General features: G+C 67.3%; 15 protein-coding genes. 6 read left to right on the top strand and 9 right to left on the bottom strand.

Annotated features, from left to right (window positions below; translation table 11 throughout):
• Window positions 1-121: 121 nt before the first annotated feature.
• Window positions 122-1,354, bottom strand: coding sequence for an argininosuccinate synthase (locus ACERNI_RS08115; RefSeq protein WP_448832753.1), 1,233 nt, complete (start codon window positions 1,352-1,354; stop codon window positions 122-124).
• Window positions 1,355-1,720: 366 nt separating this feature from the next.
• Between ACERNI_RS08115 and pncB the strand changes: the two genes are divergently transcribed.
• From pncB to ACERNI_RS08095, 4 genes are all read left to right on the top strand, one after another.
• A complete protein-coding gene (gene pncB, locus ACERNI_RS08110) occupies window positions 1,721-3,037 on the top strand; it encodes a nicotinate phosphoribosyltransferase (RefSeq protein WP_448832752.1) in 1,317 nt (438 codons plus the stop codon).
• A 12-nt stretch (window positions 3,038-3,049) separates the two neighbouring features.
• Entirely contained in the window at window positions 3,050-3,769 is a 720-nt protein-coding gene (locus ACERNI_RS08105; RefSeq protein ID WP_448832751.1) for a class I SAM-dependent methyltransferase, read from the top strand.
• Between the two features lie 136 nt (window positions 3,770-3,905).
• On the top strand, window positions 3,906-5,504 hold the full coding sequence (locus ACERNI_RS08100) for a peptide chain release factor 3 (protein ID WP_448832852.1): 1,599 nt from the start codon (window positions 3,906-3,908) through the stop codon (window positions 5,502-5,504).
• Between the two features lie 24 nt (window positions 5,505-5,528).
• Window positions 5,529-7,385, top strand: a complete 1,857-nt coding sequence (locus ACERNI_RS08095; RefSeq protein ID WP_448832750.1) for an ABC-F family ATP-binding cassette domain-containing protein — start codon at window positions 5,529-5,531, stop codon at window positions 7,383-7,385.
• A 196-nt stretch (window positions 7,386-7,581) separates the two neighbouring features.
• On the opposite strand, the gene ACERNI_RS08090 is transcribed toward ACERNI_RS08095, so the two are convergent.
• Entirely contained in the window at window positions 7,582-8,574 is a 993-nt protein-coding gene (locus ACERNI_RS08090) for a metal ABC transporter substrate-binding protein (RefSeq protein ID WP_448832749.1), read from the bottom strand.
• A 168-nt stretch (window positions 8,575-8,742) separates the two neighbouring features.
• On the bottom strand, window positions 8,743-9,207 hold the full coding sequence (locus ACERNI_RS08085; RefSeq protein WP_448832748.1) for a MarR family winged helix-turn-helix transcriptional regulator: 465 nt from the start codon (window positions 9,205-9,207) through the stop codon (window positions 8,743-8,745).
• Between the two features lie 249 nt (window positions 9,208-9,456).
• Between ACERNI_RS08085 and ACERNI_RS08080 the strand changes: the two genes are divergently transcribed.
• On the top strand, window positions 9,457-10,320 hold the full coding sequence (locus ACERNI_RS08080; RefSeq protein ID WP_448832747.1) for a universal stress protein: 864 nt from the start codon (window positions 9,457-9,459) through the stop codon (window positions 10,318-10,320).
• 49 nt (window positions 10,321-10,369) lie between these two features.
• On the opposite strand, the gene ACERNI_RS08075 is transcribed toward ACERNI_RS08080, so the two are convergent.
• From ACERNI_RS08075 to ACERNI_RS08050, 6 genes are all read right to left on the bottom strand, one after another.
• Entirely contained in the window at window positions 10,370-11,347 is a 978-nt protein-coding gene (locus ACERNI_RS08075; protein WP_448832746.1) for an NADPH:quinone oxidoreductase family protein, read from the bottom strand.
• Between the two features lie 80 nt (window positions 11,348-11,427).
• On the bottom strand, window positions 11,428-12,039 hold the full coding sequence (locus ACERNI_RS08070; RefSeq protein ID WP_448832745.1) for a DsbA family protein: 612 nt from the start codon (window positions 12,037-12,039) through the stop codon (window positions 11,428-11,430).
• Between the two features lie 25 nt (window positions 12,040-12,064).
• Window positions 12,065-12,769, bottom strand: a complete 705-nt coding sequence (locus tag ACERNI_RS08065) for a glutathione S-transferase N-terminal domain-containing protein (protein ID WP_448832744.1) — start codon at window positions 12,767-12,769, stop codon at window positions 12,065-12,067.
• Window positions 12,770-12,913: 144 nt separating this feature from the next.
• Window positions 12,914-13,735: a crotonase/enoyl-CoA hydratase family protein gene (locus ACERNI_RS08060; protein WP_448832743.1), complete on the bottom strand. Its 822-nt coding sequence runs from the start codon at window positions 13,733-13,735 to the stop codon at window positions 12,914-12,916.
• A 152-nt stretch (window positions 13,736-13,887) separates the two neighbouring features.
• Complete coding sequence (locus tag ACERNI_RS08055) at window positions 13,888-14,964, bottom strand: ROK family protein (protein WP_448832742.1); 1,077 nt, start codon at window positions 14,962-14,964, stop codon at window positions 13,888-13,890.
• Window positions 14,961-15,509, bottom strand: coding sequence for an NADPH-dependent FMN reductase (locus ACERNI_RS08050; protein ID WP_448832741.1), 549 nt, complete (start codon window positions 15,507-15,509; stop codon window positions 14,961-14,963). The genes ACERNI_RS08055 and ACERNI_RS08050 overlap by 4 nt, the downstream gene beginning before the upstream one ends.
• A gap of 164 nt (window positions 15,510-15,673) precedes the next feature.
• Here ACERNI_RS08050 and ACERNI_RS08045 point away from each other — a divergent pair, with 164 nt between their 5' ends.
• The gene (locus tag ACERNI_RS08045) at window positions 15,674-17,257 is read left to right on the top strand and encodes an AMP-binding protein (protein WP_448832740.1); all 1,584 of its coding nucleotides are present in this window, start codon (window positions 15,674-15,676) and stop codon (window positions 17,255-17,257) included.
• Window positions 17,258-17,259: the final 2 nt, after the last annotated feature.

Genomic DNA, 17,259 nt, shown 5'->3' with positions numbered 1-17,259 from the left:
GCGTTTCCCGGAGCCGTCCCCAGAGCCCTTGCCGATCAAAATGGATCGGAAAAGGGCTTCTGGGTCCTGTGTTTGAGCGAATTCTGGCCGATCAGACGGTTCCGTCTGATCGGCAGGCGCTTTAGAGGCCGAGCTTCTTCTTGCGCTGGGCCAGGGTGCGCAGGCGCAGGGCGTTGAGCTTGATGAAGCCGGCGGCGTCGCGGTGGTCATAGGCCACGGCGCCCTCCTCGAAGGTCACCAGATCCTGGTCGTAGAGCGAGTAGGGGCTCTGGCGGCCGATGACATGGATGCCGCCCTTGTAGAGCATCAGACGGACTTCGCCGGTGACGAATTCCTGGCTCTTGTCGATGAGGGTCTGCAGCATCTCGCGCTCGGGCGAGAACCAGAAGCCGTTGTAGATCAGCTCGGCGTATTTCGGCATCAGCTCGTCCTTCAGGTGAGCTGCGCCGCGGTCGAGGGTGATCGACTCAATCGCGCGGTGGGCGTCAAGCAGGATCGTGCCGCCGGGGGTCTCATACATGCCGCGGCTCTTCATGCCGACGAAGCGGTTCTCGACGAGGTCGAGGCGGCCAATGCCATTGTCGTGGCCGAGTTTGTTAAGAGCGGTCAGCAGGGTCGCCGGGCTCATCTTCACGCCATCGATGGCGACGGCGTCGCCCTTTTCGAATTCAATGGTGATGATGGTCGGCTTGTCCGGGGCGTCCAGAGGCGAAATCGTCCGCGAGAAGACGTAGTCCGGCACCTCGTCGTTCGGGTCCTCCAGCACCTTGCCCTCGGAGGACGAGTGCAGCAGGTTGGCGTCGACCGAGAACGGGGCTTCGCCGCGCTTGTCTTTGGCGATCGGAATCTGGTGCTTCTCGGCGAAATCGATCAGCGAGGTGCGCGAGGTCAGGTCCCATTCGCGCCATGGGGCGATCACGGTGACGTCGGGCTTCAGCGCATAATAGCCGAGCTCGAAACGCACCTGGTCGTTGCCCTTGCCAGTGGCGCCGTGGGACACGGCGTCCGCGCCGGTGCGCTCGGCGATCTCGATCTGCTTCTTTGCGATCAGCGGGCGGGCGATGGAGGTGCCGAGCAGGTAGACGCCTTCATACTGGGCGTTGGCGCGGAACATCGGGAAGACGTAGTCGCGCACGAACTCCTCGCGCAGGTCCTCAATGTAGATGTTCTCGGGCTTGATGCCGAGCAGCAGCGCCTTTTCGCGCGCCGGCTCCAGCTCCTCGCCCTGACCGAGGTCAGCGGTGAAGGTGATGACCTCGCAACCGTAGGTCGTCTGCAGCCACTTCAGGATGATCGAGGTGTCGAGCCCCCCCGAATAGGCCAGAACAACCTTGTTGACGCGCTTTGCCGTCATGATCTTTCCATCGCAAATACCGGATGCGCGCGCCCGGTTGGGGACAGGCCCCGGGCAGGGTGTGGGCTGGCGCGATCCGCGGGTTAACCGGGAAACTGGACATGCCCGCCCGGAAGTTCTCCGGCCAGGCCATACGCGCGCGGACTATAGGGCGAAGCGCCGCGCGCGCAAGCCGCGAGCGATGCCCGCCGCCGCCAAAAACACGTCAGCGCCTTGACATTGTGAGCGCGACCCTGATGTTGCAGGGCGAAACCGGTGCGCCCGGCGCGGGCGGGTCCAGAAGGCCGGACCGGCGGCAGGGCGCCTGGATTTTGAACCTTTGGTCACATTGGCGCAGGGCCTGGGCCCCGCCGCGGAGATCCCGTCATGGCGCATATCGATATCGCCCGACGCGTGTATGACCACAGTTGGAAGCTGGACCCGATCGTCCGCAGCCTGCTGGATACCGATTTCTACAAGCTGCTGATGTTGCAGATGATCTGGGGGCTGCGCCGCGACGTGCGCGCCGATTTCACCCTGATCAACCGCTCGAAGGACATCCGCCTGGCGGACGACATCGACGAGCAGGAGCTGCGCGACCAGCTCGACCACGCCCGCACCCTGCGGTTCTCCAAAAAGGAGATGATCTGGCTGGCCGGCAACACCTTCTATGGCCGCAAGCAGATCTTCGAGCCGGACTTCCTCGACTGGCTGGCGGATTTCCAGTTGCCCGAATACGAATTGCGCCGCGAGGACGGGCAGTTCGTGCTCAATTTCACCGGCCTGTGGACCCACACCAGCATGTGGGAGATCCCGGCGCTGGCCATCGTCAACGAACTGCGCTCCCGCGCCGCCATGCGTCGCATGGGGCGGTTCGATCTTGATGTGCTCTACGCCCGCGCCAAGGCGCGCCTGTGGGAGAAGGTGGAGCGCCTGCGGCAGCTGCCGGACCTGCGCATTTCGGATTTCGGCACCCGCCGGCGCCACGGCTTCCTGTGGCAGCGCTGGTGCGTGGAGGCATTGAAGGAGGGGCTGGGCAAATCGCTGCTCGGAACCAGCAACGTGCTGCACGCCATGGAAACCGACCTGGAGGCCATCGGCACCAACGCCCATGAGCTGCCGATGGTGATGGCGGCGCTGGCCGACACCGACGGCGAGCGCCTGATGGCGCCTTATACGGTGCTGGAATCCTGGAAGAAATACTACGGCGGCAACCTGCTGGTGGTGCTGCCGGATGCCTTTGGCACCACCAGCTTCCTGAAGCACGCCCCGGACTGGGTGGCGGACTGGACCGGCTTCCGCCCGGACTCCAAGCCGCCGATCGAGGGCGGCGAGGAGATCATCGCCTGGTGGCGCCTGAAGGGCCGCGACCCGCGCGAGAAGCTGCTGGTGTTCTCCGACGCGCTCGACGTCGATTCCATCGAGAAGACCTACCATCACTTCCATGGCCGCGTGCGCATGAGCTTTGGCTGGGGCACTAACCTCACCAATGATTTCGAGGGCTGCGCCACCCGGCCGGATCTCGATCTGCGCCCGGCGTCGCTGGTCTGCAAGGTGTCCTCGGCCAATGGCCGCCCGGCGGTGAAGCTGTCGGACAATCTGCAGAAGGCCACCGGGGCGCCGGAGGCCATCGCCCATTACATGCAGGTGTTCGACTACGAAACGCCGTCGCGCCTGGAGCCGGTGGACGAGCGGGTTGCGTGAGCCGGGGCTGACATGAGCGAAGGCGGGAGAGGGGGCGCAGGCGCGGGCTGGAGCGAATCGGCGCCGGCGTGGATCGCCGCTATCGACAGCGATTTCTCGCGCCACGCGGTGCTGGATGCGCCGATGCTGGCCCGCGTCCGGGCGGGCGGCTACGGCGACGCCCTTGACGTTGGCTGCGGCGAGGGGCGCTTCTGCCGGATGATGCGCGCCGCCGGCGTCCGCCCGGTTGGGGTCGACCCGATCCCGCTGATGCTGGAGATGGCCCGCGCCCGTGATCCGGGCGGTGACTACCGCGTCGGCCGGGCCGAAAAGCTTGATTGGCCCGACGCCAGTTTTGACCTGGTGGTGAGCTATCTCACCCTGATCGATATCGACGACATGGAGCAGGCGGTCGCCGAAATGGCGCGGGTGTTGCGCCCGGGCGGCGCATTGCTGATCGCCAATCTCAATTCATTCTCGACCGCCGGCGGCTGGGAAGGCGAAGGCGCGGCGCAGCGTTATGCCATTGACGGCTATCTCGACAGCCGCGCCGAATGGGTGGAGTGGGCCGGCGTCCGCGTGCGCAACTGGCATCGGCCGCTCTCCCGTTACATGCAGGCGCTGCTGGCCCAGGGGCTGACGCTCGCCCGTTTCGACGAGCCGGAGCCCGATCCGGCCTGGCCCGACGCCGCGCGCGTCGCCCGCTACCGCCGCGCGCCCTGGCTGTTGCTGATGGAGTGGCGCAAGCCATAGGCGCCGGGCGCATCGCATGGCTCGCTCCTGAGGTTGAAACCTGCTAGAGCCTCGCTCCAAATTCCCACACGCGGTTGCGCCTCCAACGATGGCGCGGCCAGCAACCGGCGGCCTTGCGCCGCCAGATCGCATTTTGATGAACGTCCAGACCTCGCCGGAAGCGCAGGCGGTCGAACGCCGCCGGACCTTCGCCATCATCTCCCACCCGGACGCGGGCAAGACCACGCTCACCGAGAAGCTGCTGCTGTTCGGCGGCGCCATCCAGCTCGCCGGCGCGGTGAAGGCCAAACGCGGCGGCGCGGCGACGCGCTCGGACTGGATGGGCATCGAGAAGGAGCGCGGCATTTCCGTCGTCACCTCGGTGATGACCTTCGAATACGGCGATCACGTCTTCAACCTGCTCGACACGCCAGGCCACGAGGACTTCTCGGAGGACACCTACCGCACCCTGACGGCGGTGGACGCCGCCGTGATGGTGATCGACGCCGCCAAGGGCATCGAGGCGCGCACGCGCAAGCTGTTCGAGGTCTGCCGCCTGCGCGACATTCCGATCGTCACCTTCGTCAACAAGCTCGACCGCGAAGCCCGCGATCCGTTCGACCTGCTCGACGAGGTGGAGAAGACGCTGGCCCTCGACACCTCGCCGGTGACCTGGCCGATCGGCAGCGGCCGCTCCTTCGCCGGCACCTATGATCTGCGCAACCGCCGCGTGCGGCTGGTGGACAAGGACGACGCCGGTTTCACCGTCACCGGAACGGATGACCCGAAGCTGCTCAGCCTGCTGCCGGAGCATGAGCGCGACGCCTTCCACGAAAGCGTTTCGCTGGCGGAAGCCGCGCTGGAGCCGTTCGACCTGGAGGCTTTCCGTCAGGGGCACCTGACGCCGGTGTTCTTCGGCTCGGCCCTGCGCAATTTCGGCGTGCGCGACCTGATCGACGCCGTCGCCGAATTCGCGCCGCCGCCGCGCGGCCAGCAGGCGGCCACCCGCATGGTGGAGCCAACCGAGAAGCGGATGAGCGGTTTCGTGTTCAAGATCCAGGCCAACATGGATCCGAACCACCGTGACCGCATCGCCTTCATGCGCGTCTGCTCCGGCCGGCTGACGCGCGGCATGAAGGCGCGGCTGGCCCGCACCGGCAAGCCGATGACCCTGTCGGCGCCGCAGTTCTTCTTCGCCCAGGATCGCTCCATCGCCGAGGAAGCCTTCGCCGGCGACGTGGTCGGCATTCCCAACCACGGCACCCTGCGCATCGGCGACACCCTGACCGAGGGCGAGGATCTGGTGTTCCGCGGCGTGCCGAGCTTCGCGCCCGAAATCATGCGGCGCATCAAGCTCACCGATCCGATGAAGGCCAAGAAGCTGAAGGAAGCCCTGCAACAGATGGCCGAGGAGGGCGTCGTGCAGGTGTTCCAGCCCGTCGATGGCTCCGGCGCCATCGTCGGCGTGGTCGGCGCCCTGCAGCTCGACGTGCTGAAAGAGCGGTTGCAGGCGGAATATGGCCTGCCGATCGATTTCGAGCCGACCCGTTTCTCGATCTGCCGCTGGATTTCCAGCGACAGGGCGGGCGAGCTGGACAAATTCGTCAACGCCCACACCTCGTCGATCGCCCTCGATCTCGACCGTGAGCCGGTGTTCATGGCCACTACCGCCTTCTCGCTCAGCTATGAGCAGGAGCGCTGGCCGGACATCAAGGTTTCGGACATCAAGGATTATCAGGCCGGCGTTGGCGGCTGATTTCGCGCATACAAGGTGGTTTCGATGGCCCTTCCTCCGCTGCTTTCCCTTGCCGGCGTGCGGCTGCGTCTGGGCACGCAGCAATTGCTCGACGGCGCCGAGCTGTCGGTGGCGCGCGGCGACCGGGTGGTGCTGGTGGGCCGCAACGGCTCCGGCAAATCCACCATGCTCAAGGTCGCCGCCGGCCTGCTGGAGCCCGATGCCGGAACCCGCTTCCTGCAACCCGGCGCGACCCTGCGTTATCTGCCGCAGGAGCCGGATCTCTCCGGCCATGACACGGTGATGTCGTGGGTGATGGAGGGGCTGTCCGAGGGCGACGACGCCTGGCGCGCCAGCATGTATCTGGAGAAGCTTGGCCTGACTGGCGACGAGCACCCGGCCAGCCTCTCCGGCGGCGAGGCCCGCCGCGCCGCGCTGGCCCGCACCCTGGCGCCGGAACCGGACATCCTGCTGCTCGATGAGCCGACCAATCACCTTGATCTGCCGAGCATCGAATGGCTGGAAGAGGAGCTGGCCGGCCTGCGCACGGCGCTGGTGCTGATCAGCCACGACAGGCGCTTTCTGGAAAAACTTGGCAAGTCGATCGTCTGGCTGGATCGCGGCCAGACCCGCCGCGCCGATATCAGCTTCGACCGTTTTGAAGCCTGGCGCGACGAGGTTCTGGAGCAGGAAGAGGTCGCGGCCCAGAAGCTCGACCGCAAGATTGCCGCCGAGGAACACTGGGTGCGCTATGGCGTCACCGCGCGCCGCAAGCGCAATGTGCGCCGCATGGGCGAGCTGTCGGCCTTGCGCCAGCAGCGCCGCGAGGCCCGCAGCGCCGTCAACCAGGCCTCGGCCCAGGTCAGCATGGCCGCCTCGGAGGCGGAGCTGTCCGGCAAGCAGGTGATCGAGGCGAAGGCCGTCAGCAAGCATTTTGGCGAACGGGCGATCGTCCGCGACCTGTCGCTGCGGCTGCTGCGCGGCGACCGGCTCGGAATCATTGGCCCCAACGGCGCCGGCAAGACCACGCTGATCAATCTGCTGACCGGCGCGCTGGCGCCGGACGGCGGCGTGATCCGCCTCGGCGCCAATCTGGAGCTGGCGACGCTGGACCAGCGCCGGGCGCTGCTCGACCCGGAGGCCACCCTGGCCGAAACCCTGACCGGCGGGCGCGGCGACAATGTCTTTGTCGGCGGCCAGCCGCGCCATGTGGTGTCCTATATGGCGGACTTCCTGTTCCCGCCGGAAATGGCGCGCACGCCCGTGAAGGTGCTCTCCGGCGGCGAGCGGGCCCGCCTGATGCTGGCCCTCGCCATGGCCAGGCCCTCGAACCTGCTGGTGCTCGACGAGCCGACCAACGATCTCGACCTGGAGACCCTGGACGTGCTGGAGGAGATGCTGGGCGCCTATTCCGGCACCGTGATCCTCATCAGCCACGACCGTGATTTTCTCGACCGCATCGTCGACGCCGTGCTGGTTCCGGAAGGCGATGGCCGCTGGCAGGAATACGCCGGCGGCTACAGCGACATGCTGCGCCAGCGCGGCGGCGACATCGCCAGCGCCAAACTGGCGGCGAAGCCGGATGCGGGCAAGGCCGCCGCGAAGCCTGTGGAGAAACCTGGCGAGAAACTGGCGGAAAAGCCGGCTGGGAAGGCCGCCGCGAAGCGCATGAGCTTCAAGGACAAGCACGCCCTGGAGACGCTGCCCAAGACCATGGCCGAGCTGGAAGCCAAGCAGCAGGCGGTGCAGGCGAAGCTGGCCGATCCGGATCTCTACGCCAAAGACCGGGCGGCGTTCGAAAAGTTCACCGCCGCCGCAAGCCAGCTTCAGGAGCAGCTTGCCGCCGCAGAGGATCGCTGGCTGGAGCTGGAGATGCTGCGGGCGGAAATCGAGGGGGAGTAGGCGACGCCAGCCTTCAGGACATCGTGCCGCCGTTGTCTGGGCGCGCGCCAGAATCTGTTCGCGCCGCAGGCCGGGTGGCCCGGAAACACATGCCCGCCATTATCGGGGAAGCCGCTCTTTGAACGCGGCCCCGGCCTCCTGATCTGATGTCTTGTCTGCGGCGGTGGTTCTGCTCGCGCATGCCGCGGGCGCCCGTTCAGGGCGCCAGGGCGTTTTCCAGGGTTTCGACGTTGCGTCGCATCATGTCGATGTAGGTTGGAGCCGGGCCGTCCGGCGGCGACAGGGAGTCGGTGTAAAGCTGCCCGCCTGGTTTCACGCCGGTTTCCCTGGCGACCCGCTGCATCAGGCGCGGATCGGCGATGTTCTCCAGAAATACCGCCGGCGCCTTTTCGGCGCGGATCTGGCGCACCACGCGGGCGACGTCGGCGGCGGAAGCCTCGGTGTCGGTGGAGAGCCCCTGCGGCGCGATAAGGCCAAGGCCATAGGCGCGGCCGAAGTAGCCGAAGGCGTCGTGAGTGGTGATGATGCGCCGGCGGTCGGCCGGGATCGCCGCCATGCGGCGACGGATGTCAGCGTCAAGATCATCCAGACGGGCCAGATACGCGGCGGCGTTTTTTTCATAGACCGCGCGGCCGGCCGGATCGACGGCGATCAGGCCGTCGCGGATATTGCGCGCATAGGTCCTGACATTGGCCACGTCCTGCCAGGCGTGTGGGTCGAGGCCGCCATGGTCGTGCTTTTGGGTTGCGCCATGGTCGTGGTCGTGGTGGCTCCCGTCCCCGTCCAGATGGGCGGCGTTGACGCCTTTGCTGGCGACGACGACCGGCGCTTTGGCGCCAGAGGCGCTGATGAGCCGGGGCAGCCAGCCTTCGAGGGCGAGGCCATTGGTGATGATCAGCCGGGCCGCGGCGATGCGCTTCGCGTCGGCCGGCGCTGGAGAAAAGACATGCACATCGCCGCCGGGACCGACCAGGGCCGCGACCTCCACCCGCTCGCCGCCGACCTGACGGGCGAGATCTGCGAGAATCGAGAAGCTGGCGACAACGGGAACCTTGTCGGCGCCAATGCCGTTGCCATCGCTGGCGTGGGCGCCTGGCGCGCCGCAGGCAAGAGTCAGCGCAGCCGTCAGCGCAGCCGCCAGCATGGCTCTGCGGTTTATCCGGACGGTGCGACCGGGGTAGGCGTGCATGGACTGGCTCCCTCAAAAACGCCTTTCGGCTCGGCGGCGACCGCCTGCGTGACTGGCGCGGATGCAGACGACGGTCGGTATGTAATGAAATAACATTACGACTTCAACCGCCGCATGGCGGCGTCGCGTTGCTTCCCGGGCGCGGCCCCGTCCAGTTCGCGCGGTGGCTCAGGCGTCGGCGCGCTGGAAAATGATTTCCATGGTGCGCGTCATCGTCTCCAGATCCTGGGGATCAATGCCGGCGACGATTTCAGCCTGGTAAGCGTGGGCGAGCGGAACGATCTGCCGGTACAGCTCCTGCCCGTCGTCGCTCAGCCACAGGTTGATCTCGCGCCGGTCGTGCGGGCTGACTTCGCCGCGCACCAGGCCGCGCGCCTCCAGCGCGGTCACCGCGCGGGACACCTTGGTCTTGTGCATGCGGCTGTGCTGGCCGATCGCCTTGGCGGTCAGCGGCGAGAACGCGCCCAGCGTCGCCAGCACCCGCCATTCGGGAATGGCGAGTTTGAAGCGGTCCAGATGCTGTCTGGCCAGCCCCTGGGCCACGACCTCCGACAGCACGGCCATGCGGTAGGGCAGGTATGACTGAAGATTGAGCTCCGGCGCCTCGCCGTCAGCGACCCCGTCGTTGGACATGATGCTCATCTGGAATATTGCGGCCCGATATTGCGGCAACGCCCGCATAGCACGGTTCGGCGGGAAGGCGTAAATGTTTTGAGAGGGCGCTTCACGCGCGCCGCGCGGCGTGCTGTCCTGCGCTGGAGATGGGAAAATACCGGCCCCGGCGGCGCGTGGTTCTGGCGGCGGGGCCTGTTCCCGCGGCGGTTGCCGGGAAAGCTCCTGGTGGGCAGGCTCCCACCGGACACGCTCTCAGGGAGATGTGGGATGATGGATCTGATGGTGCACCTCGACGGCTCGGCGGAGGACGAGGTCCGGCTCGCCCATGCGCGGACGGTGATCGCCAGCGTTGGCGTCGCCAGCGTGACGCGTCTGATCGGGCTGTTCACCAATGCGTTGCCGGAGTTCGCCACGGTGATGCCGATCGAGGCCGGGGCGGCGGCTGTCTCTGTCGTGGCTGACATTGAGGATCAGGTGCGGCGCGAGGGCGACAATATCGAAAAGGCGCTCAACGAGCGGCTTGCCGGCTATGGCGCGCCCTATGAGGTGCGCCGCCTTGAAGCCCGCCCCGCCGGTCTCGCCCGGCTGGCGGCCCGCCAGGCGCGCTGGGCCGACCTGTTCATCGCTACCTGCCCCTATCGCGGCGATGCGGAGCAGGATTGGGGTGATCTGGTCGAGGCGGTGCTGACCGAGAGCGGACGCGGCGTGCTGCTGGCCCCCCCCGGCGCCCATGCGCCGGAGAAGTTCGATCGCATCCTGATTGGCTGGCGCGACTGCCGCCAGGCGACCCGGGCCGTCGCCGAGGCCATGCCGCTGATCGCCAGCGCCCGCCAGACTGATATCGTCTACGCCTTCACCAAAGAGGATGAAGCAACGGACCGCTCCGCCGAGGACCTGGCCGCCCATTTGCGCCGGCAGACGGCGCAGGGATCAGGACAGGTCGCCATTCATCCCGTGAAGCTGGACGCCGGCGTCGCCACCGAGGCGCTGCTGGATGAAGGCGAGCGCCTCGGCTCCAACCTGATGGTCATGGGCGGCTATGGCCAGTCGCGCTGGCTGGAATGGTTCATGGGCGGGACGACGCGGGACGTCATCACCCAGACCGACCGGGCGCTGTTGCTGGCGCATTGAGGCGTTTTCCGGTGAAGCGGGGGGCCGTTTCACCGGACATCATCCAGGGCTATCGCGTCTGGATCACTACCCGGCCAATGGCCTTGCGGTCGCGGATCAGCTCGAACGCTTCGCGCCAGCGCTCCAGCGGCACAACGTGGGAGATGTGCGGCTTCAGCCTGCCGCTGGCCGCCAGTTCGGCCAAAGCGGTTTTGGCGCGCTGGCCGCTGGCCGGATCGTGCTTCGCCGATTCACCGGCGCGCACGCCGAGCACGCTGGCGCCCTTGATCAGCACCAGATTGGTCGCGGCCTTGCCGACGCCGCCGGTGAAGCCGATGATCAGCAGGCGACAGCCCCAGTTCATGCAGCGCAGGCTCTGCTCGAAAACATCGCCGCCGATCGGGTCGAACACCACGTCAGCGCCCTTGCCGCCGGTCAGGCGCTTGACCTCGTCCTTGAACGGACCGGCGCCGTAAAGAATGGCGTGGTCGGCGCCGCTGGCGCGGATGACGTCGAGCTTCTCCGGCGATGAGGCGCAGCCGATCACCGTTGCGCCCATCATCTTGCCGATCTGCACGGCGGCCAGGCCAACGCCGCCGCCGGCGCCATGCACCAGCAGCACCTCGCCGGCCTTCAGATGGCCGCGCTCGTTCAGCGCATACCAGGCCGTCAGGTAGGCGACGCGGAAGCAGGCGCCCTCGGCGAACGACAGGGCGTCCGGCAGGGGCTCCAGCTGGGTTTCCGCCGCCACCGCCTCTTCCGCGAAAGCGCCGGTCTTGCCTGCCATCATCACCCGGTCGCCGACCCTGAAGCGGGTGACGCCCGGCCCGACCTCGCTCACCACGCCCGCCGCCTCCATGCCAGGGACGTAAGGCGTCTCGGGTTTGAACTGGTAACCGCCGGTGGTCATCAGAAGATCGGGGAAATTGATGCCGGCGGCATGGATCTCGACGCGTACCTGGCCTGGGCCGACCGGCGCGCGCGGCGCCTCCTGCAGCGACAGCCCGTCGAGGCTTTCAAGGGCGTGACAGACGACGGCGCGGGGCATGGGCGTTTCCTTCATGTTTCGTCATTATTGTTGTTGTGCGTCGCGGAAAAATCCCCTCCCGGGCGGAGGGGCGACGGCGATCAGGCGGCGCGGCCGCGCAGGATGGCGTCGCGGATCAGCGGCATGCGGTCGTTGCCAAAATACATGTCGCCGCCGTTGACGAAGATGGTTGGCGAGCCGAAGCCGCCGCGCGCGATCACCTCATCGGTGTTGGCGCGCAGGGCGTCCTTGACCTCCTGCTGGCCGATGGCGGCGAAGAAGGCGTCGCGATCAATGCCGAGCCGGTCGAGGATCGGAACCAGGTGCTCATCCTGGGAGATGTCGTTTTCATCGCGCCAGTAGCTCTCGAACACGGCGCGGGCGAACGGCTCCATCTTGCCCTGGGGCAGCAGCCAGACGCAGCCGCGCATGGCCTTGACGCTGTTGACCGGGAACACCTTGGGCCAGTTGATTTCAATGCCGCAATGGCGGGCCCAGTCCTGCAGGTCCTTGCGCATGTAATGGGCCTTCTGCGGCACCGGCTGCTGGCGCGAGGCATAGACCGTGGGATTGATGGTGTTGAAGATGCCGCCCACCATGATCGGCTTCCAGGTGATGGTTTCACCCAGTTCGCCAGCCAGCTTGATGAGCGAATCGAAGCCCAGGTAGGTCCACGGGCTGGAGCAGTCGAAGAAGCATTCAATCGTGGTCATCGGAAAAGGCCCTGGATGCGGAGGATCAGTTGCGGGTCGGCGCGGCGCCGGCGGCGGTCTGGCCGAACAGGACCTTTTTGGCCTCGTCGGTCATTGGCTTGCGCCAGTCCTTGCCTACGTCGAGGCCGGCCTGCAGCTTCGGCCGCTGGCGCAGTTCGGCGTACCACCGGGCGATGTGCGGGTAGGCGTCCAGGGAGATCTCCTGGGCCTTGTGGGTCATGATCCACGGGAAGATGGCCATGTCGGCGATGGAATATTCGCCGGCGACGCAGGCGCCGGTTTCGCCAAGCTGGCGGTCGAGCACGCCATAGAGGCGCCGGGCTTCATCGCCGTAACGCCTGATGCCGTAGGGCACCTGTTCCGGCGCGTAGAGCTTGAAGTGGCCGTGCTGGCCGAGCATGGGGCCGAGGCCGCCCATCTGCCACATCAGCCATTGCAGCGCGCGGTAGCGCCCGCGCACGTCCGCCGGCAGGAACTTGCCGGATTTCTCCGCCAGATATTCGAGAATGGCGCCGGATTCGAAGATCGACACCGGCTCGCCGCCGTCAGCCGGGGCCGTGTCGACGATGGCGGGCATGCGGCCATTGGGGCTGATCGCCTGAAAGTCCGCCTTGAACTGGTCGCCTGCGCCGATGTTGACCGGGACCAGCCGGTAGGGAATGCCGGCTTCCTCCAGCATGATGGTGATTTTCCAGCCGTTCGGGGTCGGCCAGTAGTGCAGGTCGATCATGGGGTGTTTCCTCCTCGGCCAACCTTGCTGGCTGGCTCCAGCCTGCCGGGGCGTTGAGCCTCCCCGGCAGGATCGCGCCTGGCTGGCGCCGCGCCCCAGATATTCAGGGCGTCAGATTTTGGTGCAGATCAAATCTTGCGCAGATCAGATTTTGGGATTGGCGTATTTCGCCGGGCGCTTTTCCATGTTGGACATGATGGCTTCGACCTGGTTGGGGCTGCCGATCAGCACGCCCTGTTCGATCGATTCATCAATCAGGCCTTCCATGGGCGAGACGATGCCGGCGCGGTTGAGGATGCGCTTGCTGGCGCGGATGGCGTCCGGGCTCTTGTCGGCGATCTGGCGCGCTGTCTCCATCGCCTCTGCGTAAGGGTCGGCGCAGACGCGGGTGGCGAAGCCATAATTCAGGGCTTCCTCGCCGTTGAAGATGCGGCCGGTGTAGGTCAGCTCGCGCACCACGTCCTCGCGGGCGAGGTGGCGCATGATCTGGGTGCCGGCCATGTCCGGCACCAGGCCCCACTTGATCTCCATCACCGACATGCGCGTGTCCGCCGTGACGTAGCGCATGTCCGCGCCCAGGGCGAGCTGGAAGCCGCCGCCGAAGGCGACGCCATGCACGGCGGCGATCACCGGCACCGGCAGTTCGCGCCAACCCCAGACGGCGTATTGCGGGCGGTTGGCGGCGCCATGGGTGCGCGGCTCCAGCTTGCGCGGCACGGCGGCCTTGCCGTCGTCCTGGCCATTGCCAGCCATCCTGCCGAAATTGCCCATGTCGAGGCCGGCGCAGAAGGCGCGGCCTTCGCCGGAGAGCACCACGACGCGCACGTCAGGGTTCTTGCCGAGGGTTTCGGTCGCCTCGACCAGCGCGTCGAACATGGCGTGATCGAGCGCGTTCATCTTGTCGCTGCGCACGAGCTTCACGTCGGCGACGCCGCCGGTGATGTTGATTGCGATGCGGCCCTGCATGGTCTTCCGTTCCTCCTGCCAGGTTCGTCTGGTGTGTCAGGCTCCTGCGGCCAGAACAGCCCGCAGCCTAACAAGCATTCGATTGAATTTGGTTGCTGATGGTCAGGAGCGCGCGGCAATTGTCAAGCGCCGTCGCATCGACGGCGCGTGGCTCAGGTCCCCGTCCAGAGCCACGCCGCCCCGCGCACGCCGGAGCTGTCGCCGTGCGCCGCCTTGCGCACCGGCGTGTCGAATACGTCCGAGAAAATGTGCGGCGTCAGGGCGGCGGGCAGATCGACGTACAGTTCGTCCACATTGGACATGCCGCCGCCCAACACGATGATGTCCGGATCGAGTACATTGATAACGGCGCCGAGGCCGCGCGCCAGCCGCTCCAGATAACGCTGGTACGACGCCCGGGCGAGGCGGTCGCCGGCGCGCATGGCGGCGATGACCTGCTGCGCGGTCATCGCGTCTGGCGCGGGCTGGCCGCTGGCCCGCAGCAATGCCTGATGGTCGCGGGTGAAAGCCGGGCCGCTGAGAAAGGTTTCGACGCAGCCGCTCCGGCCGCAATAACAGGCGTGACCAGCCGATTCCGCCTCGCTCACGCCAGGAAGCGGCATGTGGCCCCATTCGCCAGCGATGGCGTTGCGCCCGGTCAGGGGGCGGCCGTCAATGGCCAGTCCCGAGCCGACGCCGGTGCCGAGGATCACCGCCCAGACCACGCGCGCGCCAGCCCCGGCGCCATCGGTGGCCTCGGACGCGGCGAGGCAGTTGGCGTCGTTGGCGATGAGCGCCGGGCGGCCCAGCGCCGCCTCCAGGTCGCGTTGCAGCGGCCGGCCGTTCAGCCAGGTGGAGTTGGCGTTGCGGATCAGGCCGCTGGCCGGGGAGGGCGAGCCGGGGATGCCGAAGCCCAACGGGGTGCTGCGTGGCGGGCAGCCTGCCTCTGCCTCCACCTGCGCCACCAGCGCGGCGATGGCGGCGATGCCGGCCTCATAGTCATGGCGCGGGGTGGCGACGCGGCGGCGCGCCAGCTCCCGGCCGTCGGCGGCCAGCGCGATCGCCTCGATCTTCGTGCCGCCGAGGTCAACGCCAAGGCGAACAGTGTCGGGGCGAGCGCCATCAGGGCGCCTCTGGTCTGGATGGCCAGCGCCAGGATCTGCTTCAAGACCTGCTTCAAGGCCTGCGTCACGACTGGCGCCCGCGGGCGCCGCGCCCGTCGCGGCGGGCGTCCGCGAGCCGGATATCACCGGGTCAGACGTTCGATGTGCGCGGCGAGCGCGTCGGCATAGCTCTGGAGGAACTTGCGCGTTCCGTCATCGGTGATCGCATCGGCGCTGTCGATCAGGCCGGGTTTGGCGCTGAAGTACAGCTCGGGCTGCGACATCAGCAGGGCGCCGGCGGCGCTGATGGTGGTGCGCACATGGGCCTGGGCCGTCGCCGTGCCAATGGCGCCCGGGCTGGCGCCGGCGATGGCGGTGGGCTTGTGCATCCAGCTGCTCTTGCCATAGGGGCGGGAGCCCCAGTCGATGGCGTTTTTCAGCAGCGGCGAGGTGGAGCGGTTGTATTCCGGCGTCAGCAGCAGGGCCGCGTCGGCCGCCTCCAGTTCCTGCTTGAAGCGCAGCACGGCCGCTGGCGGATTTTTCCACAGGTCGTCATTGTACATGGGAAGATCGTCGATCTTCAGAAAACGGAAGGCGAGCCTGCCCTCCGCCAGCTTCGCCAGGGCGCGGCCAAGCTGCTGGTTGAGCGAGCCTTCCCGCACGCTGCCAACGACGACTGCAACTGTCTTCATCTGGTTTACCTCGTTGTGGCCCGCCGTGCGTCCGGTCCTGACGCGTCCAGCTCTGGAGCGTCCCTGTCGCCGCCATTGCCAATCCCAAACGCATCCGGCGTAATGCACCGCAAATTATGTATCGACCGGCCCGTCGGAAAGAGGCGCGTCGAGGGAGGATTATCATGGCGACCTTGCGACCCGGCCTGGGGCACCCCTTCGCGGGGCAGGACATCCGCACGCTGGTAGACTACCGCGCCCGGGCAAGCGCCGACAAACCCTTCATCATCTGGGAGCCATTCGAGGGGCCAGGGCTCGCCTGGTCCTTCGCCCAGTTCGCCAACCGGCTGGCGCGTTTCGCCGCCGGCCTGCAGGCGCGCGGCGTGCGGCCCGGCGACCGGGTGCTGGTGCACCTGGACAATTGCCCGGAATCGATCGTCTCCTGGCTGGGCTGCGCCTATGCCGGCGCGGTGGCGGTGACCACCAACGCCCGCTCCAGCGCTGATGAGCTGACCTATTTCGCCGATCACAGCGGCGCGGTCGCCGGCATCACCCAGCCGAAATTCGCCAACCTGGTCGCCGGGGCGTGCAAGGGCCTGCGCTGGCTGGCGGTGACCGAGACTGACAATGGCGCGGACGCTGGCGCCAACGCCCCCGCGCCGGCGGATGCTTTCAGCGCCATCGACGGCGATCCGTCCGCCCTGCTGGCCCGGCCGCATGATCCGATGGCGCCGTTCTCGCTGCAGTTCACCTCCGGCACCACCTCGCGACCCAAGGCCGTGCTGTGGACCCACGCCAACGCCTTGTGGGGCGCCAAGGTGAACGCGGTGCACGAGGAGCTGCGCGCCAGCGACACCCACCTGATGACCATGCCGCTGTTCCACACCAACGCCCAGGCCTACACGCTGCTGGCCAGCCTGTGGGCCGGGGCGACCTGTGTGGTGCAGCCGCGTTTCTCCGCCTCGCGCTTCTGGCCCGTGTCCCTGAAGCATGGCTGCACCTGGGCGTCGATGATCCCGTTCTGCATCAAGGCGCTGATGGCGCACGACGTGCCGACGCACAGCTACCGGGCGTGGGGCGTGGGCGTGAGCGACGCGCCGTGGGACGCGCATTTTGGCGTGCGCTCCCTGGGCTGGTGGGGCATGACCGAAACCATCACCCACGGCACCGTCAGCGAGTTGCACAGCTACAGCCGGCCGATGTCGATGGGGCGCTGCGCGCCCGAATACGCCGTGCGCATCGTTGACGACAATGGCGTTGAACTGGGCGCCGGCGAGACCGGCGATTTCCAGATCAGGGGCATCCCGGGCCTGTCGCTGTTCGCCGCCTATGACGGCAACGAGCAGGCGACCCGCGATTCCTTCACCGACGACGGCTGGTTCATCACCGGCGACCGGGTGTCGCTGATGGAGGACGGTTTCTTCGTCTTCGCCGACCGCAGCAAGGACATGCTGAAGGTGGGCGGCGAGAATGTCGCCGCGTCGGAGATCGAGCGCGTGGCGCTGCTGGTGCCTGGCATCTCCGAGGTCGCGGTGGTGGCGAAAAAGCATCCGATGCTGGATGAAGCCCCGGTCGCTTTCATCCTGCCGCTTGCCGGCCAGCAGCCGGCGCCGGATCTGGCGGACCAGGTGCTGGCCGCCTGCAAGGCGCAACTGGCCGGCTTCAAGGTTCCGCACGAGGTGCGGGTCGTCGCCGAGCTGCCGCGCTCGACGCTGGAGAAGATCAACAAGGCGACCTTGCGCAAGATGCTGGCTGACGAGCAGGTCTGACC

It is taken from the genome of Camelimonas sp. ID_303_24, from assembly GCF_053543495.1.
The sequence above is the reverse complement of the archived record's forward strand: the minus strand, read 5'-3'. Positions and strand labels throughout refer to the sequence as shown.